This is a genomic window from Citrobacter sp. RHBSTW-00524 (assembly GCF_013747755.1).
Taxonomy (GTDB): Bacteria; Pseudomonadota; Gammaproteobacteria; order Enterobacterales; family Enterobacteriaceae; genus Citrobacter; species Citrobacter braakii.
Genome location: NZ_CP056421.1, coordinates 4,617,286 through 4,634,814, shown reverse-complemented (window position 1 = coordinate 4,634,814; position 17,529 = coordinate 4,617,286). Strand labels below are relative to the sequence as shown.

20 protein-coding genes are annotated in these 17,529 nt (G+C 52.9%); 7 read left to right on the top strand and 13 right to left on the bottom strand.

Going from position 1 to position 17,529, the window contains the following annotated elements; genetic code table 11:
• Window positions 1-6: 6 nt before the first annotated feature.
• From HV229_RS22265 to HV229_RS22250, 4 genes are all read left to right on the top strand, one after another.
• Entirely contained in the window at window positions 7-402 is a 396-nt protein-coding gene (locus tag HV229_RS22265) for an enamine/imine deaminase (protein WP_016157544.1), read from the top strand.
• An 87-nt stretch (window positions 403-489) separates the two neighbouring features.
• Complete coding sequence (gene tdcG, locus HV229_RS22260; RefSeq protein ID WP_047413964.1) at window positions 490-1,854, top strand: L-serine ammonia-lyase; 1,365 nt, start codon at window positions 490-492, stop codon at window positions 1,852-1,854.
• A gap of 326 nt (window positions 1,855-2,180) precedes the next feature.
• On the top strand, window positions 2,181-3,512 hold the full coding sequence (locus tag HV229_RS22255; protein WP_047414102.1) for an amino acid permease: 1,332 nt from the start codon (window positions 2,181-2,183) through the stop codon (window positions 3,510-3,512).
• Between the two features lie 24 nt (window positions 3,513-3,536).
• A complete protein-coding gene (locus tag HV229_RS22250; protein WP_181546429.1) occupies window positions 3,537-4,847 on the top strand; it encodes a serine dehydratase subunit alpha family protein in 1,311 nt (436 codons plus the stop codon).
• 53 nt (window positions 4,848-4,900) lie between these two features.
• On the opposite strand, the gene HV229_RS22245 is transcribed toward HV229_RS22250, so the two are convergent.
• Both HV229_RS22245 and HV229_RS22240 read right to left on the bottom strand, forming a co-directional pair.
• A complete protein-coding gene (locus HV229_RS22245; protein WP_016157540.1) occupies window positions 4,901-5,050 on the bottom strand; it encodes a hypothetical protein in 150 nt (49 codons plus the stop codon).
• Window positions 5,051-5,076: 26 nt separating this feature from the next.
• Window positions 5,077-5,778 (bottom strand): pirin family protein, encoded by a 702-nt coding sequence (locus HV229_RS22240; protein ID WP_103284269.1) that lies wholly within the window; start codon window positions 5,776-5,778, stop codon window positions 5,077-5,079.
• 104 nt (window positions 5,779-5,882) lie between these two features.
• Here HV229_RS22240 and yhaJ point away from each other — a divergent pair, with 104 nt between their 5' ends.
• Complete coding sequence (gene yhaJ, locus HV229_RS22235; RefSeq protein ID WP_016154624.1) at window positions 5,883-6,779, top strand: DNA-binding transcriptional regulator YhaJ; 897 nt, start codon at window positions 5,883-5,885, stop codon at window positions 6,777-6,779.
• Between the two features lie 64 nt (window positions 6,780-6,843).
• Here the strand turns inward: yhaJ and HV229_RS22230 are convergent, their stop codons facing one another.
• The 11 genes from HV229_RS22230 to HV229_RS22180 all read right to left on the bottom strand — a co-directional run bounded on the left by HV229_RS22230 (window position 6,844) and on the right by HV229_RS22180 (window position 14,121).
• The gene (locus HV229_RS22230; protein ID WP_016154623.1) at window positions 6,844-7,209 is read right to left on the bottom strand and encodes a DUF805 domain-containing protein; all 366 of its coding nucleotides are present in this window, start codon (window positions 7,207-7,209) and stop codon (window positions 6,844-6,846) included.
• Window positions 7,210-7,333: 124 nt separating this feature from the next.
• Entirely contained in the window at window positions 7,334-8,320 is a 987-nt protein-coding gene (yqjG, locus tag HV229_RS22225; RefSeq protein WP_181546424.1) for a glutathionyl-hydroquinone reductase YqjG, read from the bottom strand.
• Window positions 8,321-8,391: 71 nt separating this feature from the next.
• Window positions 8,392-8,784, bottom strand: a complete 393-nt coding sequence (locus tag HV229_RS22220; protein ID WP_003024847.1) for a DoxX family protein — start codon at window positions 8,782-8,784, stop codon at window positions 8,392-8,394.
• Between the two features lie 174 nt (window positions 8,785-8,958).
• Entirely contained in the window at window positions 8,959-9,258 is a 300-nt protein-coding gene (locus tag HV229_RS22215) for a YqjK-like family protein (protein ID WP_003024845.1), read from the bottom strand.
• Window positions 9,258-9,653: a phage holin family protein gene (locus HV229_RS22210; RefSeq protein ID WP_016157537.1), complete on the bottom strand. Its 396-nt coding sequence runs from the start codon at window positions 9,651-9,653 to the stop codon at window positions 9,258-9,260. The genes HV229_RS22215 and HV229_RS22210 overlap by 1 nt, the downstream gene beginning before the upstream one ends.
• A 2-nt stretch (window positions 9,654-9,655) precedes the next feature.
• On the bottom strand, window positions 9,656-9,961 hold the full coding sequence (locus HV229_RS22205; RefSeq protein WP_003024832.1) for a YqjD family protein: 306 nt from the start codon (window positions 9,959-9,961) through the stop codon (window positions 9,656-9,658).
• Window positions 9,962-9,994: 33 nt separating this feature from the next.
• On the bottom strand, window positions 9,995-10,363 hold the full coding sequence (locus HV229_RS22200) for a DUF1090 domain-containing protein (protein WP_016154619.1): 369 nt from the start codon (window positions 10,361-10,363) through the stop codon (window positions 9,995-9,997).
• A 147-nt stretch (window positions 10,364-10,510) separates the two neighbouring features.
• Window positions 10,511-10,879: an EnvZ/OmpR regulon moderator MzrA gene (mzrA, locus tag HV229_RS22195; RefSeq protein ID WP_029139667.1), complete on the bottom strand. Its 369-nt coding sequence runs from the start codon at window positions 10,877-10,879 to the stop codon at window positions 10,511-10,513.
• An 18-nt stretch (window positions 10,880-10,897) separates the two neighbouring features.
• On the bottom strand, window positions 10,898-11,560 hold the full coding sequence (gene yqjA, locus HV229_RS22190) for a DedA family general envelope maintenance protein YqjA (RefSeq protein WP_003024820.1): 663 nt from the start codon (window positions 11,558-11,560) through the stop codon (window positions 10,898-10,900).
• A 348-nt stretch (window positions 11,561-11,908) separates the two neighbouring features.
• On the bottom strand, window positions 11,909-12,685 hold the full coding sequence (gene exuR, locus HV229_RS22185; RefSeq protein ID WP_047499647.1) for a transcriptional regulator ExuR: 777 nt from the start codon (window positions 12,683-12,685) through the stop codon (window positions 11,909-11,911).
• A 134-nt stretch (window positions 12,686-12,819) separates the two neighbouring features.
• Window positions 12,820-14,121, bottom strand: a complete 1,302-nt coding sequence (locus HV229_RS22180; protein ID WP_016154616.1) for an MFS transporter — start codon at window positions 14,119-14,121, stop codon at window positions 12,820-12,822.
• A 472-nt stretch (window positions 14,122-14,593) separates the two neighbouring features.
• Here HV229_RS22180 and uxaC point away from each other — a divergent pair, with 472 nt between their 5' ends.
• Window positions 14,594-16,006 (top strand): glucuronate isomerase, encoded by a 1,413-nt coding sequence (gene uxaC / locus HV229_RS22175; protein WP_103284268.1) that lies wholly within the window; start codon window positions 14,594-14,596, stop codon window positions 16,004-16,006.
• Window positions 16,007-16,021: 15 nt separating this feature from the next.
• The gene (locus tag HV229_RS22170; protein ID WP_016157534.1) at window positions 16,022-17,509 is read left to right on the top strand and encodes an altronate dehydratase family protein; all 1,488 of its coding nucleotides are present in this window, start codon (window positions 16,022-16,024) and stop codon (window positions 17,507-17,509) included.
• Window positions 17,510-17,529 lie beyond the last annotated feature (20 nt).

The following is a 17,529-nucleotide window of genomic DNA, read 5'->3' as shown; positions in this document are numbered from 1 at the left end:
GGGATTATGAGAAAAGTTATTGCAACCGAATGTGCGCCAGGGGCGATTGGGCCTTACGTACAGGGCGTGGACCTGGGCAGCATGGTGTTGACGTCAGGTCAAATCCCGGTGTGTCCACAGACCGGTGAAGTGGCAGAAAACGTGGCCGATCAGGCACGTCAAAGCCTGGAAAACGTGAAAGCGATCGTCGAGTCCGCAGGTTTGAAAGTGAGCGATATCGTGAAGACTACCGTTTTCGTATCCGACCTGAACGACTTCGCCACCATTAACCAGGTGTACCAGCAGTTCTTTGATGAGCATCAGGCTATCTACCCCACGCGCAGTTGCGTACAGGTCGCCCGCTTACCAAAGGATGTGAAGCTGGAGATTGAAGCCATCGCCGTACGTGGCGACACGCTGTAATCCCTTGCGGGGCGATCTCAGGATCGCCCCAATCCTTAATGAGTGTGAAACCTGGTCTTCACTGAACGGCAATCCGAGGGTGTGGATATGATTAGCGCATTCGATATTTTCAAGATTGGCATTGGACCTTCCAGCTCCCATACCGTGGGGCCAATGAACGCAGGTAAAAGCTTTATCGATCTGTTGGTCAGCAGCGGAGAACTCCCCAGAACCACGCATATTGTGGTCGATCTTTACGGATCGCTTTCCCTGACCGGGAAAGGTCATGCGACAGATGTCGCGATCATGATGGGGCTGGCCGGTAACAGTCCGCAAAACGTTAATATAGACTCAATCGCTGGTTTTACTCAGGAAGTGGCCCGTACCGGACGTTTGCCGGTTGCTGAGGGCGCGCATGTTGTCGATTTCTCTCCAGATGAAAATATTCTTTTTCATACCGAAACCCTGCCACGCCATGAAAATGGCATGCGTATCACCGCGTGGAACGGCACCGAGAGGCTATTAAGCAAAACCTATTACTCCGTCGGCGGTGGTTTTATCATTGAAGAGGAGCAATTTGGGCAGGTGCATGATGTTGAAGCACACGTGCCCTACAATTTTCATTCCGCCAGCGAACTGCTGAAACTGTGCGAGCGCAATGGGCTGTCTGTTTCCGGCTTGATGATGCAAAACGAGCTGGCGATGCGCAGCAAAGAGGAAATCGATGCTGGCTTTGCCGCCATTTGGGACGTCATGCACGCCGGGATTGAGCGCGGCATGAACACCGAAGGCGTCCTGCCGGGGCCGCTTAACGTTCCGCGTCGCGCCGTGGCATTACGCCGGTTGCTGGTTTCCAGCGATAATCTGTCCAGCGACCCGATGAACGTTATTGACTGGATCAACATGTTCGCGCTGGCCGTGAGCGAAGAAAACGCCGCCGGGTGCCGGGTTGTGACGGCGCCGACCAACGGTGCATGTGGGATTATTCCCGCCGTATTGGCCTATTACGACAAGTTCCGCCGTCCGGTGAATGCGAACTCCATTGCCCGCTATTTGCTGGCCGCGGGGGCGATAGGCGCGCTGTATAAGATGAACGCCTCTATTTCTGGTGCTGAGGTGGGCTGCCAGGGTGAGATTGGCGTAGCCTGTTCAATGGCGGCTGCCGGTCTGACGGAACTGCTGGGCGGTAGCCCGTCGCAGGTCTGCATTGCAGCGGAAATCGCCATGGAGCATAACCTGGGGCTGACCTGCGATCCGGTAGCCGGACAGGTGCAAATACCGTGCATTGAACGTAATGCGATCAACGCAGTAAAAGCCGTCAACGCCGCGCGCATGGCGCTACGTCGAACGTCAGAACCACGCGTTTCGCTCGATAAAGTGATCGAGACCATGTATGAAACGGGTAAAGATATGAACGACAAATACCGTGAAACCTCACGCGGTGGGCTGGCAATTAAAGTGGTTTGTACCTGAGGTGAAAAGCCGTGCCTGGTAAGCGCAGCGCTATCCAGCAATAAATTAATCAATATGGCATGATAAAAAAAGGTGCACGTTAGTGCGCCTTTTTTGTTGTGATCTGCTTCAAATATAGAAATTCAATTCTTTATAGGGAAATAAAAGAGAAAATATTTCTTAACTTTTAGAAATTACAGGGGTTTGTTTGTGAAGTTTTTCTCTGATCCTGCGCGTATGATTTCCTCATTACTCCAATAGCTCACCTGCACCGTAGTACTGCGTATCGCATTGAGGCAGTACGAAAAAAATATAAAAACCTCTACCTACATATTGAGCGGAAAATTATGGAAACGGCAACGAATGACAGCGTAATACTCGACGCATCTGCTCCGGCACGTCGGGCGGGAATGACCGAAAGTGAATGGCGCGAAGCCATTAAATTCGACAGCATGGACACCGGCTGGGTCATTATGAGTATCGGTATGGCAATTGGTGCGGGGATTGTTTTTCTTCCCGTCCAGGTGGGTTTGATGGGGCTGTGGGTGTTTTTGCTCTCCTCTATCATCGGTTACCCAGCCATGTATCTGTTCCAGCGTCTGTTTATTAATACGCTGGCTGAGTCCCCAGAGTGTAAAGACTACCCGAGCGTAATCAGCGGCTATCTGGGTAAGAACTGGGGCATCCTGTTAGGTGCGTTGTATTTTGTGATGCTGGTTATCTGGATGTTCGTCTATTCCACCGCCATCACCAACGATAGCGCCTCCTACCTGCATACTTTTGGTGTTACTGAAGGGTTACTGTCCGACAGCCCGTTCTATGGCCTGGTGCTGATTTGCATCCTGGTGGCTATCTCGTCCCGCGGGGAAAAACTGCTGTTTAAAATCTCCACCGGTATGGTACTGACCAAGCTGCTGGTGGTGGCGGCGCTTGGCGTGTCGATGGTTGGGATGTGGCATTTATATAACGTAGGTTCACTGCCGCCGATGGCGCTGCTGATCAAAAACGCGATTATCACGCTGCCGTTTACCCTGACCTCGATTCTGTTTATTCAGACCTTAAGCCCGATGGTTATCTCCTATCGTTCTCGCAATAAATCCATTGAAGTGGCACGCCATAAAGCCCTGCGAGCCATGAATATTGCGTTCGGTATTCTGTTTGTGACCGTCTTTTTCTACGCCGTTTCCTTCACGCTGGCGATGGGCCATGACGAAGCGGTTAAAGCTTATGAGCAGAACATTTCCGCTCTGGCGATTGCCGCGCAGTTTATCAGCGGCGCGGGTGCTGGCTGGGTGAAAATCGTCAGCGTTATTCTGAACATCTTTGCCGTAATGACCGCTTTCTTCGGCGTTTACTTAGGGTTCCGTGAAGCCACTCAAGGGATCGTGATGAACGTGCTGCGCCGCAAAATGCCAGCCGAGAAAATCAATGAGACCCTGGTTCAGCGCGGCATTATGGTTTTCGCTATCCTGCTGGCGTGGGGAGCCATTGTGCTCAATGCACCGGTACTGAGCTTCACTTCTATTTGTAGCCCTATCTTCGGCATGGTGGGATGTCTGATCCCGGCCTGGTTGGTCTACAAAGTTCCTGCACTGCACAAATACAAAGGCGCTTCCCTGTATCTGATTATTGTCACGGGCCTGCTGCTGTGCGTTTCTCCGTTCCTGGCATTTTCCTGAGATATCTGAGCAAAGGTTGTTGTTATGTTTGAGACTACATTGAATCCATTATGGGATAGTTTTATCCGCGCGGTGCAGGAAGAAGTTAAGCCTGCGCTGGGCTGCACGGAACCTATCTCTCTGGCTCTGGCGGCAGCGGTCGCCTCCTCTGAGCTGGACGGCGCGGTTGAACGCATTGATGCGTGGGTCTCACCGAACCTGATGAAAAACGGCATGGGCGTTACCGTGCCGGGTACCGGAATGGTTGGGCTGCCTGTCGCGGCGGCACTGGGTGCGCTGGGGGGAAATGCCCACGCCGGTTTAGAGGTACTGAAAGACGCCTCGCCTCAAGCGATTGCCGATGCGAAAGCGATGCTTACCGCCGGGAAGGTCGCGGTGATGCTGCAGGAGCCATGCGAGGACATTCTCTTCTCCCGTGCGAAGGTTTATAGCACTGAAGGATGGGCGTGCGTGACGATTGTTGGTGGTCATACCAACATTGTGCACATTGAGACCAATAAGGGCGTGGTGTTCACGACAGAACAGAACGCTCAGGAAGAGGAGCAGGAGTCACCGCTGGCGGTATTGTCCCACACGTCGCTGGAAGAGATTCTGGCGTTCGTGAACGCGGTACCGTTTGAGTCAATCCGCTTTATTCTCGATGCGGCGAAACTGAACGGTGCGCTGTCCCAGGAAGGGCTGCGCGGTAACTGGGGCTTGCACATCGGAACCACGCTTGAGAAGCAGTGCGCGCGTGGCCTGCTGGCGAACGATCTCTCCACCTCTATTCTGATCCGCACCAGTGCGGCATCGGATGCGCGAATGGGCGGGGCGACGCTTCCGGCAATGAGCAACTCGGGCTCCGGTAATCAGGGGATTACCGCGACCGTTCCGGTAATGGTGGTGGCTGAGCACTTTGGTGCGGATGAAGAGAAACTGGCGCGTGCGCTGATGTTGTCTCACCTGAGCGCTATCTACATCCATCATCAGCTTCCGCGTTTGTCTGCACTGTGTGCGGCAACCACGGCGGCGATGGGCGCCGCGGCGGGGATGGCGTGGATTGTTGATGGTCGCTACAACACTATCGCGATGGCAATCAGCAGCATGATTGGCGACGTGAGCGGAATGATTTGCGATGGCGCCTCAAACAGCTGCGCGATGAAAGTTTCAACCAGCGCATCTGCGGCGTGGAAAGCGGTGCTGATGGCGCTGGATGATACCGCTGTGACCGGCAATGAAGGGATTGTGGCACACAACGTGGAGCAATCGATCATGAACCTGTGTGCGCTGGCGTGTCGCTCGATGCAGGAAACCGACAAGCAGATCATTGAGATCATGGCCAGTAAGGCACATTAATCTGCAGGCCGGGTAAGGCGGAATCGCCCCCGGCATAACTCTAAGCCGCCTTTTCAGGCGGCTTCTTCGTCTTCCAGCCGTAGCTCGGCATCCGCCACAATCGCTTCCAGCTCTGTCAGCATTTCTTCATAGCCGAAGGTCACAGTATCCTGTTTTTTCGGCTCAACCTGCGGCTGGCGTTTTTTTGATGATTTCTTGCTCAATAGTCGTACTCCATTGTTTTCCCTGACTATACGGGCAAATCTATCAGCAAAGCGCGCAGCGCGGTATCGGCGACTAGCGTTATGTTAGTTTCATCACGAATAAATGCGCCATCGCCGCAGGTGAGCGCTTCCTTTTCGGCGCCAGATGTCACCGCATGGAATCTGCCGTGGATCGACTGTAAGTAAGCCCGCGGCCCATGTAACTGAAAACTCAGCGATTCACCTTGTTGCAGTTCAACGTGGTGCACCCATACCTGTTGACGCAGATGCAGGCTGCCTTGTTCACCATCCGGCGAGGCGAGCAACTGATGCTTACCGGCATTCAGCGTGGCTTTCTGTACGCAGGCGTTTTCGCGCTGCGGGCAGGCATCCAGCCAGAGCTGCATTCGGGTTAACGGTTTATCTTTGCTGATATTGTGTTCGCTGTAGCTAATTCCCGGCTGTGTGGCGAGCAGTAAAACTTCTCCTGCCTTGGCCTGGATATGGTTACCTTCACTGTCGCGATACTCCGCTTCCCCTTCGAGGATCAGATTGACGATATCCACCTTCGGATAAGTACGTGGCTGGAAAGAGGCTCCCGGTGCCAGAACTTCCTGGTTCAGAACACGCAGCGAGGCATAACCCAGTAGTTTAGGATCAAAATAGTGTCCAAAGGAGAAGGTATAACGGGCCTGCAGCCAGCCGTAGTCTGCTTGCCCGCATTGTTTGGCTGTACGGGTAGTAATCATAGTTCTTGACCTCTCTTTACTTCCTTTTATGTTAAATGGCTAGACGCTGCATTGTTAGCCAGATATTCTGCCCGGTATGTTCAAATTTCCTGAATGAGAACGAGATGGCCAAAGAAAGGGCTTTAACGCTTGAGGCGTTACGCGTCATGGACGCAATAGACCGGCGTGGCAGCTTTGCCGCCGCAGCGGACGAACTGGGGCGCGTTCCTTCCGCGCTCAGCTATACCATGCAGAAGCTGGAGGAAGAGCTGGACGTCGTGCTGTTCGACCGTTCAGGTCATCGCACAAAATTCACCAACGTCGGGCGTATGCTGCTGGAACGTGGGCGTGTACTGTTGGAAGCTGCGGATAAGCTGACTACCGATGCCGAAGCGCTGGCTCGCGGTTGGGAAACGCATCTGACCATCGTGACCGAAGCGCTGGTGCCGACGGCGGCGTTTTTCCCGCTGATCGACAGACTTGCCGGGAAGGCCAATACCCAGCTTTCCGTTATTACCGAAGTTCTGGCCGGGGCGTGGGAGCGTCTGGAGCAGGGGCGGGCGGATATCGTGATTGCGCCGGATATGCATTTTCGCTCATCTTCGGAAATCAACTCGCGCAAGCTGTACTCGCTGATGAACGTATATGTGGCGGCCCCGGATCATCCAATTCATCAGGAGCCGGAACCGTTATCGGAAGTCACCCGCGTGAAGTACCGTGGAATCGCGGTGGCGGACACGGCCCGCGAACGCCCGGTGCTGACGGTTCAACTGCTGGATAAACAGCCGCGTCTGACGGTGAGTTCGATAGAAGATAAACGCCAGGCGCTGTTGGCCGGCCTTGGCGTGGCGACGATGCCATATCCGCTAGTGGAAGAGGACATTGCTGCGGGTCGGTTGCGTGTGGTTAGCCCGGAATCGACAAGCGAAATTGATATTATTATGGCCTGGCGTCGAGACAGCATGGGCGAAGCGAAATCCTGGTGTTTGCGGGAAATTCCCAAGCTGTTTGCGGGTAAATAGCAGGGCTGTTACGCCGGATGCGGTGCAAATGCACCTTATCCGGCCGACAAGATGGTGTATTACATCAGGACAGTTGTTTCGGGTCAGCGCCGAAGCGGTTGCTCCCCTGAGTCCCGTTTTGACAGTTGAAAATGATGATTACCAACCAGCCTACGATCGGGATCAGCAGCACCAGTAGCCACCAGGCCGAGCGGTCGGTGTCATGTAAACGCCGGAACTGCACCGCCCACCACGGGATAAAGACCAGAACCCCATAAATCGTCGTTAATATGCCTTCCCCTCCGGCGCGTTCCCAGCCAAGCATTCTGTCCAGAATGCCCAGCACGAACGTAAAGATGATGTTGACCAGCACAAACATCCAGTATTCTTTACGACGCGCGCGGCCCCCAAAACCAAAGTAGTTCTTTAATACGTTTAAATACCAATCCATTTTTGCCTCGTTCTGTATTCAATTACTTGTTTTTAAAGCAATCAAATTAAGAATAGCCGTGAATGGAATACTGGTAAATATTTGCAGTATTAATTATTTGGCCCCCAAAGGGGACCCGTGTAAATCAGGCAAAACGGTCATCACGCCCGTGGGGTTCGTTGAGGTCCTGCCACGGTCCGACAGAAATAATGCCGGTCGGGTTAATGGTTTTGTGGCTACGGAAGTAGTGATTGCGGATGTGATCGAAATTAACGGTCTCCGCAATGCCTGGCATCTGGTAGATATCGCGCAGGAAACCGTACAGGTTCAGATAGTCGCTAATCCGGTGTTTGTCGCACTTGAAGTGCGTCACATACACAGGATCAAAGCGCACCAGCGTGGTCCACAGGCGAATATCGGCCTCTGTTAACTGGTCCCCGGTCAGGTAGCGATGTTGCCCAAGGATCTGCTCCAGTCGCGCCAGAGATTGAAAGACTTTTTCTACGGCGTCGTCGTAGGCTTCCTGACTGGTGGCAAATCCGGCTTTATACACGCCGTTATTGACGTTGTCATAAATCCAGCCGTTGAGCTCGTCGATTTTAGTTTGCAGAGCGGGTGGATAGTAATCCCCGGCTTTCGCGCCCAGCGCATCAAACGCAGTGTTAAACATACGGATGATATCTGCAGATTCGTTGCTGACAATGGTGTGGTTCTTTTTGTCCCACAGCACCGGAACGGTCACCCGACCGCTGTAGTGCCGATCGGCGTGTAAATAGAGTTGATAAAGAAATTCGTGCTGATACAGGGTATCGCCGGTTGCCGCCGGGAAGTTATCGTCAAAGGTCCAGCCGTTTTCCAGCATCAGCGGATGCACAACGGAAACGGAAATAAACGGTTCCAGCCCTTTGAGTTTACGCAAGATCAGCGTGCGATGCGCCCACGGACAGGCCAGAGAAACGTAGAGATGATAGCGGTCTTTTTCGGCGGCGAAACCCCCTTCGCCCGTTGGACCCGGTGCGCCATCCGCGGTGAGCCAGTTACGGAAAGCTGATGCAGAGCGTTGAAATTTTCCCCCGGTTGATTTGGTGTCATACCAGGTGTCATGCCATACGCCGTCAATGAGTTGTCCCATGTTTTCGCCTCCTCAGATAGCAAAAGCGAGGAGATGTCTCCTCGCTTTTTGATGCGTTTAGTATAGCTCGCTTACCATTTTTTATTCAGTACACGGTCGATGCTGAATGCGCCCGGACCGGTGATAGCCAGCAGCAGGAAGCCGCCTGCGATGGTCAGGTTTTTCATAAACATCAGAGAGTTCACACCTTCCGCAAAGTTGCTGTGGAAGAGGAACGCCGTCAGCAGCGTGAAGCCCGCGGTGAACAGCGCGGTAGTGCGGGTCAGGAAACCAAACAGGATGGCCAGACCGCCGCCAAACTCAAGCAGGATAACCAGCGGTAACATAAATCCTGGGACGCCCATGGCTTCCATGTACTGTTGGGTACCCGCATATCCGGTGATTTTTCCCCAACCTGCGGTAATAAACAGGATTGGCATCAGAATGCGCGCTACCAGTACACCAACATCTTCTAATTTCTTCATCATACTCTCCAGGAAACCACTCAGGCGGCTTATTGTGTTTTTTTGTGCAACGACATCGCAGAGTGCGTCGTTGCTGTCGATGGAGAGAATCATAAACGCGGCTAATGACAATTGTTAGCAAGGAAAACTGTCAGAAATTTTCAAAAAATTTGAGGTTAGGGGAAGGAAAGGTGATCAGCCGCGCAGTTGCTGTTGTCTGATGGTCGATTTAACCAGACGCCAGATGCTCCACACGCTAAAGCCGCGTTTAGCCCAGCGTACCAGCAGATTCGGGTTACGAATGGTGCGAACCGCCATAATACTGCTTCCGACCAACACCCAGCCACGCAGGTTCAGCAGCGTCTTCCAGCCACGATCGTAAACTTCGGTGGCTTCAAGCCAGTCGCGGCGAGTGGCAGACAGATCCAGCCTTTGCTGCTGGATCTGTCCAAGCAGTTGCGCCTTACGTTGTTGACGTTCGACTTTACTGCTCATTATGCATCATCCTCCAGGGCCTGCCTGTCGTTAGCGAGTTCATTGCGCGTATGGCGTAGCAGCGTTGTTTTACGCGCTTTACTCAGCGTCCATAGCCCGCCGATAAGCGCTAAAAGCAACAGCACAACGGTGGTGGCAATCATGGCGTTAAGGCGATACTGCGGGTCTATGGCCCAAATGATAAGCACCATCAGGCTCATCAGACCAAACGCCGCGAACAGCATGGTCAGCCCAAGCATCAGCAGGATCTGGATGAGATTGGCTTTTTCCTCTTCCAGCTCAACGACGGCCAGCCGCAGCCGCGTCTCTACGATCTCAACGAGAATCGTCAGGATCCGCTGTCCAATACCCAGTACGCCTTTGCCTGGACCTTGTGCGTGTTGAGAGTCTGCCATTATTAACGGCGCGACAGCAGTACACCAAGCACCACACCGACTGCTGCGCCAATGCCGACGCCTGTCCATGGGTTTTCGCGTACGTAGTTATCGGCTTTTGCCGCGGCCTCACGGGTCTGTTTGGCAATCACATCGCTGGTTTCGCTCAGACGATGGCGGCTCTCGCGTAACGCATGTTCGGCTTTACTGCGAATTTTACTCATCTCTTCCTTCGACTTATCGCCAGAGGAGCTAAGTACTTCTTCAAGCGTATCCGCAAGAGATTTCAGCTCAGCGCGCAGGTTTTCCGTAGCATTATCTTTCGACATAGTTTTCTCCAGTTGAGTGGCTAGTTACCGTACTTAGTAATCGCGTGTCTCGAGTTCTTTCAGCTCTTGCTGAGCTTCAGCAAGCTTATGTTCGCGCTTGGCTATCTTATCCGCATCGCCTTTTTGCTTCGCCTCGGCCAAATCACGTTGACGCTCGGCTATCTCATTTTTCTGCTCGGCGATTTTTTTCTGATGGTCGGCGCGCAGTTTGCTGTCAGTACAATTTGCCCGAACTTCGCTCAGCGCTTTGTTCAGACCATTGATGCGGTTTTGATTGTTGTGCTTTTCGGCATAGCTTATCTCCCGCTGAATATCCTGTTCTTTTTCCTGACAGAGGGTGGAGGCGTAACTGCCGGCACTGAGAGCGAAAAGACTAATTGCTAAAGCGATGCGGTATTTCATTCTTGAACCTTCCATTGTGATTCGACCTTGTGGCTTTGGCCGATGCTCCAGAATAATAAAGCAATGGGTCATAAACCCAGTTTATTAATCATAGGCGCTAAATGATGAAATCACCAAAGTGAGTGATCTAATTCAGATTCCTGGAGATTAACCAAAACGGTGCGGGGTATCACGTAAGCGGGATAACCACTGTACCGCCTGATTATCATCATCCTGCTGAGCAATAACGAAACCGTGCGGTAACGTTCGGTCCAGCACGACCTTTGCGGCTGCGCTTTGCGCGCTGGAATCAAAGGTGATCAGCAGCGCGTCATTTTGCGGAGTAATGCTTTTAAAGCGAATGCCGTTGGCGTCCAGGTGATGCCAGATAGAGAAGCCATCAGGCATGGTGGCTCCCTGGTTTACAGCACGAATGGCAAGCGTTGACTCCTGCTGGCGGATGACCGACCAGGTCAGGAGCAGCGCGCCGATAAACAGCATAAAAGTAGTCGTCCAGGCCAGTCGTCGGAGTGTTATGCATGATTTCAGCATAATTTACCCTCGGTTCCCGTATTTCTTTTTCCAAAGCACAACCAGGGAACCTGCCAGACCAAACACCAGTAACACTACGGGAAGCAGCATCAGACAAGACATCAGCTGATCTTCATATTTGAGAAACACTGGCGTTTTGCCCAGCAGATAGCCAAGCGTTGTGAGAATCAGAACCCAAAGCAGTCCGCTCATCCAGTTAAAGAACTGAAAGCGCGCATTGTTCAGACCGGACAATCCTGCGATGGTCGGCAGTAATGTTCTGACAAACGCGATAAAGCGACCGACCAGCAGGGCAGACAAGCCATGCTTATGGAACAGATGATGTGCGCGCTGATGGTAGTGCGCGGGTAGATGAGACAGCCAGTTTTGAACGGTGCGGGTATTTCCCAGCCATCTCCCCTGGATATAGCTGAGCCAGCAACCCAGGCTGGCCGCGGTGGTGAGCAGCAGTACCGTTTGCGGAAAACCCATCGCGCCTTTAGCGATAAGTACGCCGACCAGTACCAGTAGACTGTCGCCAGGTAAAAAGGCTGCTGGCAGCAGTCCATTTTCCAGAAACAAAATGGTAAACAGTACGAAATAGAGCATGCCAATCATGGAGGGATTGGCCAGCGTTTCAAAATCCTGAGCCCATAAAGCATTCAGTAATTGAGTCAGTAGTTCCATTCAATATTCCTGGAGAATCGGTTGTCGTCATGCCGGTATTCTGGAGTTTGTAACGCCGCAATTTTATTGATGTTTTTTACATGGATCGCGGTCTGACACAAATTCACGGCCTGAACTATTCCCTGTAAAGTTGTGAAGTAAGCAAGCTCTCAAACACAAAAATTCAAATAACAACTAATTGTAACAAAGGTCAACGTAGTCCGTTATAGAAATTACGGGTGTTGCACTGTGATTTTGCTTATCGCAATGGAGGGAGGCGAGAGGATTTACACAGGCTGACACTTTATACCTAATGCTTACCAAGCGTCAGAAACAGGCGCTTTGTCGCGCCTGCATCGTTAAGATTGTTTATTTTGCGCCGTTAGCTGCCGTATCGAGATGAATGACGGGATTATCGGTAAAAAGATAACGGTCTGCGTTGAATTCAAAATCATCGCTGGTTTCGTTAAACAGCATCTGCTTTGTGTTCTCAAGATGCTGCCACATCGCCAGTTTGGCGGCGTGTGGATCTTTGCGAATCAGCGCCCGCAGGATCTGGTCATGGTCGTCGCACCAGTTATCTATCGTGCGCAGGTCGATGTGGTCGTGCAGCTTCTTCCAGTAGGGGTTGTGAATACGCTGAGTCCACATTTTTTCAACAATCGCGGCCAGGGCAGAGTTCTGTGTTGCCAGCGCGACCTGCACATGGAACAGGAGATCCCACTCGGAGTCACGAAAGCTTTTTTCGTTACGCGACTTCTCCTGAATTTCCATCAGTTTCATGATGTCCTGTTTGGTCACCTGGGTGGCGGCAAACTCGGCAATGTTGCTTTCTATGAGCTGGCGAGCCTGGAGCAGCTCAAACGGACCGTAGCTGGCGAATTCCAGACTTTCATCTGGCGCGACATAGTGTTTGGGTTGGTTTGAAATGACGTGGATCCCCGATCCTTTACGCACTTCAACGTAGCCCTCAACCTCGAGCATGATAATCGCTTCACGAACCACGGTGCGGCTGACATTTTTTTCATCGGCGATAAAGCGCTCGGCGGGGAGTTTGTCACCCACCAGGTAGACACCCTGCTCAATGCGTTCTTTCAGATCAGCGGCAAGTTGTTGGTACAAACGTCGTGGTTCGGTGATTTCCATATGCGCTCCAGGCATGATACGGCAGACTCTATTTGTTATACCACTTTTGCGATTACGGCTCCACTCGCGGCGATAAAAAAGCCGCCAGATGACTGGCGGCTTAGCATTACATAACCTTGTTAAATCGTGTCTGGTTAACTTTGCGCAGCGGGATCGCCAGTTTGCGAAGCTGACTCTACCTCGCTGGCCGATTTGTTCTGCAATACCGTCCAGATGACTAACGCGCCGAGCAGGTCGAATACCGCCAGTACGGCGAACAGCGGGCTGAAGCCGATGGTGTCAGCCAGCGCGCCAACGACCAGCGCAAACAGCGTACTTGCAAGCCATGCGGACATACCGGTCAGACCGTTCGCGGTTGCCACTTCATTACGACCAAATACGTCAGAAGAGAGCGTGATCAGCGCACCGGACAGCGCCTGGTGAGCAAAGCCGCCAACGCACAGCAGGGCGATAGCAATGTACGGGCTGGTGAACAGACCGATCATCCCTGGGCCAATCATCAGCAATGCGCCCATGGTGACGACCATTTTACGGGAAACGATCAGGTTAACGCCGAACCAGCGCTGGAACAGCGGCGGTAAGTAACCCCCTACGATACAACCCAGGTCAGCAAACAGCATCGGCATCCAGGCAAACATCGCAATCTCTTTCAGGTTAAAGCCGTAGACTTTAAACATGAACAGCGGGATCCAGGCGTTGAAGGTACCCCAGGCCGGCTCTGCCAGGAAACGCGGCAGCGCGATGCCCCAGAACTGGCGGTTACGCAGGATCTGACCGAGAGACATTTTCTTGGCGGTGCTGTTTTTATGCTGTGATTCCTGACCATTCAGAATGTAATCACGTTCTTCATCAGACAGTTTTTTCTGGTCGCGTGGGTGTTTGTAAAATACCAACCAGCACATGGCCCAGATGAAGCTCAGGGCACCAGAAATAATGAATGCCATCTGCCAGCTGTGCATGACGATAGCCCAGACGACCAGCGGCGGAGCAATCATCGCGCCGATAGAGGAACCGACGTTAAAGTAACCCACGGCGATTGAACGTTCTTTTGCCGGGAACCATTCAGAACTGGCTTTCAGACCCGCAGGGATCATCGCAGCTTCAGCGGCACCGACTGCGCCTCGCGCCAGCGCCAGTCCACCCCAGCTACCAGCCAGTGCGGTCGCGCCACAGAAGACGGCCCACAGAACGGCGAACATCGCGTAACCAATTTTTGTGCCGAGCACATCGAGCACATAGCCGGCAACGGGTTGCATTACGGTGTAAGCAGCAGAATACGCTGCGATGATATAGGAATACTGTTGGGTGGAGATGTGTAACTCTTCCATCAGAGTTGGCGCAGCTGCCGCCACAGTGTTACGTGTCAGATAACCCAGCACGGTGCCAAGCGTCACCAGTGCGATCATGTACCAACGTAACCCTTTAATTTTACGCATGTAAAACCTCATCGTTTTGTTATGTCCGCGAACGAGCGGTCATCTTCCAGTTCAGGGAGGAGGATGTTCTTTTACGAGGGGGTAACCGAAAAAAAGCCGGTACTCCCCGAACTCTGCCATGTCAATATTTGTGCTAATTCGGTTTCCGTACCGGTTAATCCGATGGTGATACATCGGTAATTTGCATTCCGTCGGCTTATGTATCGCGACGGCAAAAAGATAACTTGTCATACAGCTTTAAAAGGTGAGTGCCATCACAAAAGTGTGAATCTTCGTGTGGTCATTATTTCGATTCAGCAAAGCCAGTGCTGGTGCGGCTTGGCGCGAGGTTTACCTCTTTGAGAGTAATTTTTTTGTCGCCATTTGTTGATCTAACTCACGAAAATATCTTCAGTGTATGGAAATTGGTGTGATAACTTTGTCAACATCAAAACATAAGCAATCTGACGCACTCGCTGAGAGGAAGACGATAATGACCCCGTTTATGACTGAAGATTTCCTGTTGGACACCGAATTTGCCCGCCGTCTGTATCATGATTACGCCAAAGACCAGCCAATTTTCGACTACCACTGCCATTTGCCACCGCAACAAATCGCGGAAAACTACCGTTTTAATAACCTGTATGACATCTGGCTGAAGGGTGACCACTACAAGTGGCGTGCGATGCGTACTAACGGCGTCGCTGAGCGCCTGTGTACCGGCGATGCCTCCGATCGCGAGAAGTTTGACGCCTGGGCCGCCACTGTTCCGCACACAATCGGTAACCCGCTGTACCATTGGACCCACCTCGAATTACGTCGCCCGTTTGGTATTACAGGTAAGCTGCTGTCTCCGGCAACGGCTGACGAAATCTGGAACCAGTGCAATGAACTGCTGGCGCAGGACAAATTCTCCGCACGCGGCATCATGCAGCAGATGAACGTGAAAATGGTCGGTACCACCGATGACCCGATCGACTCTCTGGAGCATCACGCGGCCGTTGCTAAAGACGCAAGCTTTGATGTGAAAGTGCTGCCGAGCTGGCGTCCGGATAAAGCCTTTAACATTGAGCTGGCGACCTTTAATGACTATATGGCGAAGCTCGGTGAGGTGTCTGACACGGATATCCGCCGCTTCAGCGACCTGCAAGCTGCGCTGACCAAACGTCTGGATCACTTTGCGGCTCACGGCTGTAAAGTCTCTGACCACGCGCTGGACGTGGTGCTGTTTGCTGAATCTAACGAATCTGAACTGGATAGCATTCTGGCACGCCGCCTGGCGGGTGAAACGCTGAGCGAGCATGAAGTTGCCCAGTTTAAAACCGCGGTGCTGGTGTTCCTCGGTGCGGAATACGCGCGTCGTGAATGGGTACAGCAGTACCACATCGGCGCGCTGCGTAATAACAACCTGCGTCAGTTCAAACTGTTGGGCGCAGATGTCGGCTTCGACTCCATCAACGATCGCCCGATGGCCGAAGAGCTGTCCAAACTGCTGAGCAAGCAGAACGAACAGAACCTGCTGCCGAAAACCATTCTCTACTGCCTGAACCCGCGCGATAACGAAGTGCTGGGCACCATGATCGGCAACTTCCAGGGCGAAGGTATGCCGGGCAAGATGCAGTTCGGTTCCGGCTGGTGGTTCAACGATCAGAAAGACGGTATGGAACGTCAGATGACGCAACTGGCCCAGCTCGGTCTGCTGAGCCGTTTCGTCGGCATGCTGACCGATAGCCGTAGCTTCCTGTCATACACGCGCCATGAATACTTCCGTCGCATCCTGTGCCAGATGATTGGCCGTTGGGTTGCTGCAGGTGAAGCGCCGGCAGATATCCAGCTGTTGGGTGAAATGGTCAGAAATATTTGCTTCAACAATGCGCGTGATTATTTCGCCATTGAACTGAACTAAGGCCTGGGTGAAGGTATGCAATACATCAAGATCCATACGCTGGATAACGTCGCGGTAGCGCTCGCTGATTTGGCTGAAGGAACCGAAGTCACCGTTGATGGGCAAGCGGTAATCCTGCGCCAAGCGGTTTCTCGTGGCCATAAATTCGCTTTATGCGATATTGCGCAAGGCGAAAACGTCATTAAATACGGTTTGCCAATCGGTCATACGTTGGTGGACGTGGCGGCGGGTGAGCATATTCATGCTCACAACACGCGCACGAATCTGAGCGACCTGGACACGTATAGCTACCACCCTGATTTTCAGGCAGAGCTTGTTCAACCCGCCGATCGCGATGTACAGATCTACCGTCGCGCCAACGGCGAGGTCGGCGTGCGCAACGAACTGTGGATCCTGCCGACGGTCGGCTGCGTCAACGCTATGGCGCGTCAGATGCAGAACCGCTTTCTGAAAGAGACCAACGACGCCGAGGGTATCGACGGCGTGCATCTTTTCAGTCACACCTACGGCTGTTCACAGCTGGGTGATGACCACATCAACACCCGTACCATGCTGCAAAATATGGTGCGCCACCCGAATGCGGGTGCGGTGCTGGTGGTCGGCCTGGGCTGTGAAAACAACCAGGTTGATGCCTTCCGCGAAACTTTAGGCGAGTACGATCCTGAGCGTGTTCACTTTATGGTCTGCCAACATCAGGAAGACGAAGTGGAAGCGGGGATTGAACATCTCCATCAGTTGTACAACGTGATGCGTAACGATAAGCGTGAGCCGGGTAAGCTGGGCGAGCTGAAGTTTGGTCTGGAATGCGGCGGCTCTGACGGCCTGTCCGGTATTACCGCCAACCCGATGCTGGGGCGTTTTTCCGACTACGTGATTGCCAACGGCGGCACCACCGTGCTGACTGAAGTACCGGAAATGTTCGGTGCCGAGCAGCTGCTGATGGACCACTGCCGTGACGAAGAAACCTTCGGCAAGCTGGTGACCATGGTCAATGACTTTAAGCAGTACTTCATTGCTCACGACCAGCCGATTTACGAGAATCCATCGCCGGGCAACAAAGCGGGCGGGATCACCACGCTGGAAGATAAATCTCTGGGCTGCACGCAAAAAGCGGGCTCCAGCCAGGTGGTGGACGTACTGCGCTACGGCGAACGCCTGAAGACACACGGCCTGAACTTACTGAGCGCGCCCGGTAACGATGCGGTTGCTACCAGTGCCCTCGCGGGCGCGGGCTGTCATATGGTGCTGTTCAGCACCGGCCGCGGTACGCCGTACGGCGGTTTTGTGCCGACGGTGAAAATTGCGACCAACAGCGAGCTGGCGGCCAAGAAAAAACACTGGATCGATTTTGACGCCGGACAGCTGATCCATGGTAAAGCGATGCCTCAGCTACTGAGCGAGTTTGTCGATACGATCGTTGAGTTCGCCAATGGCAAGCAAACCTGCAACGAGCGCAACGATTTCCGGGAACTGGCTATCTTTAAAAGCGGCGTAACATTGTAATTACCCTTCATCTTTCGCGT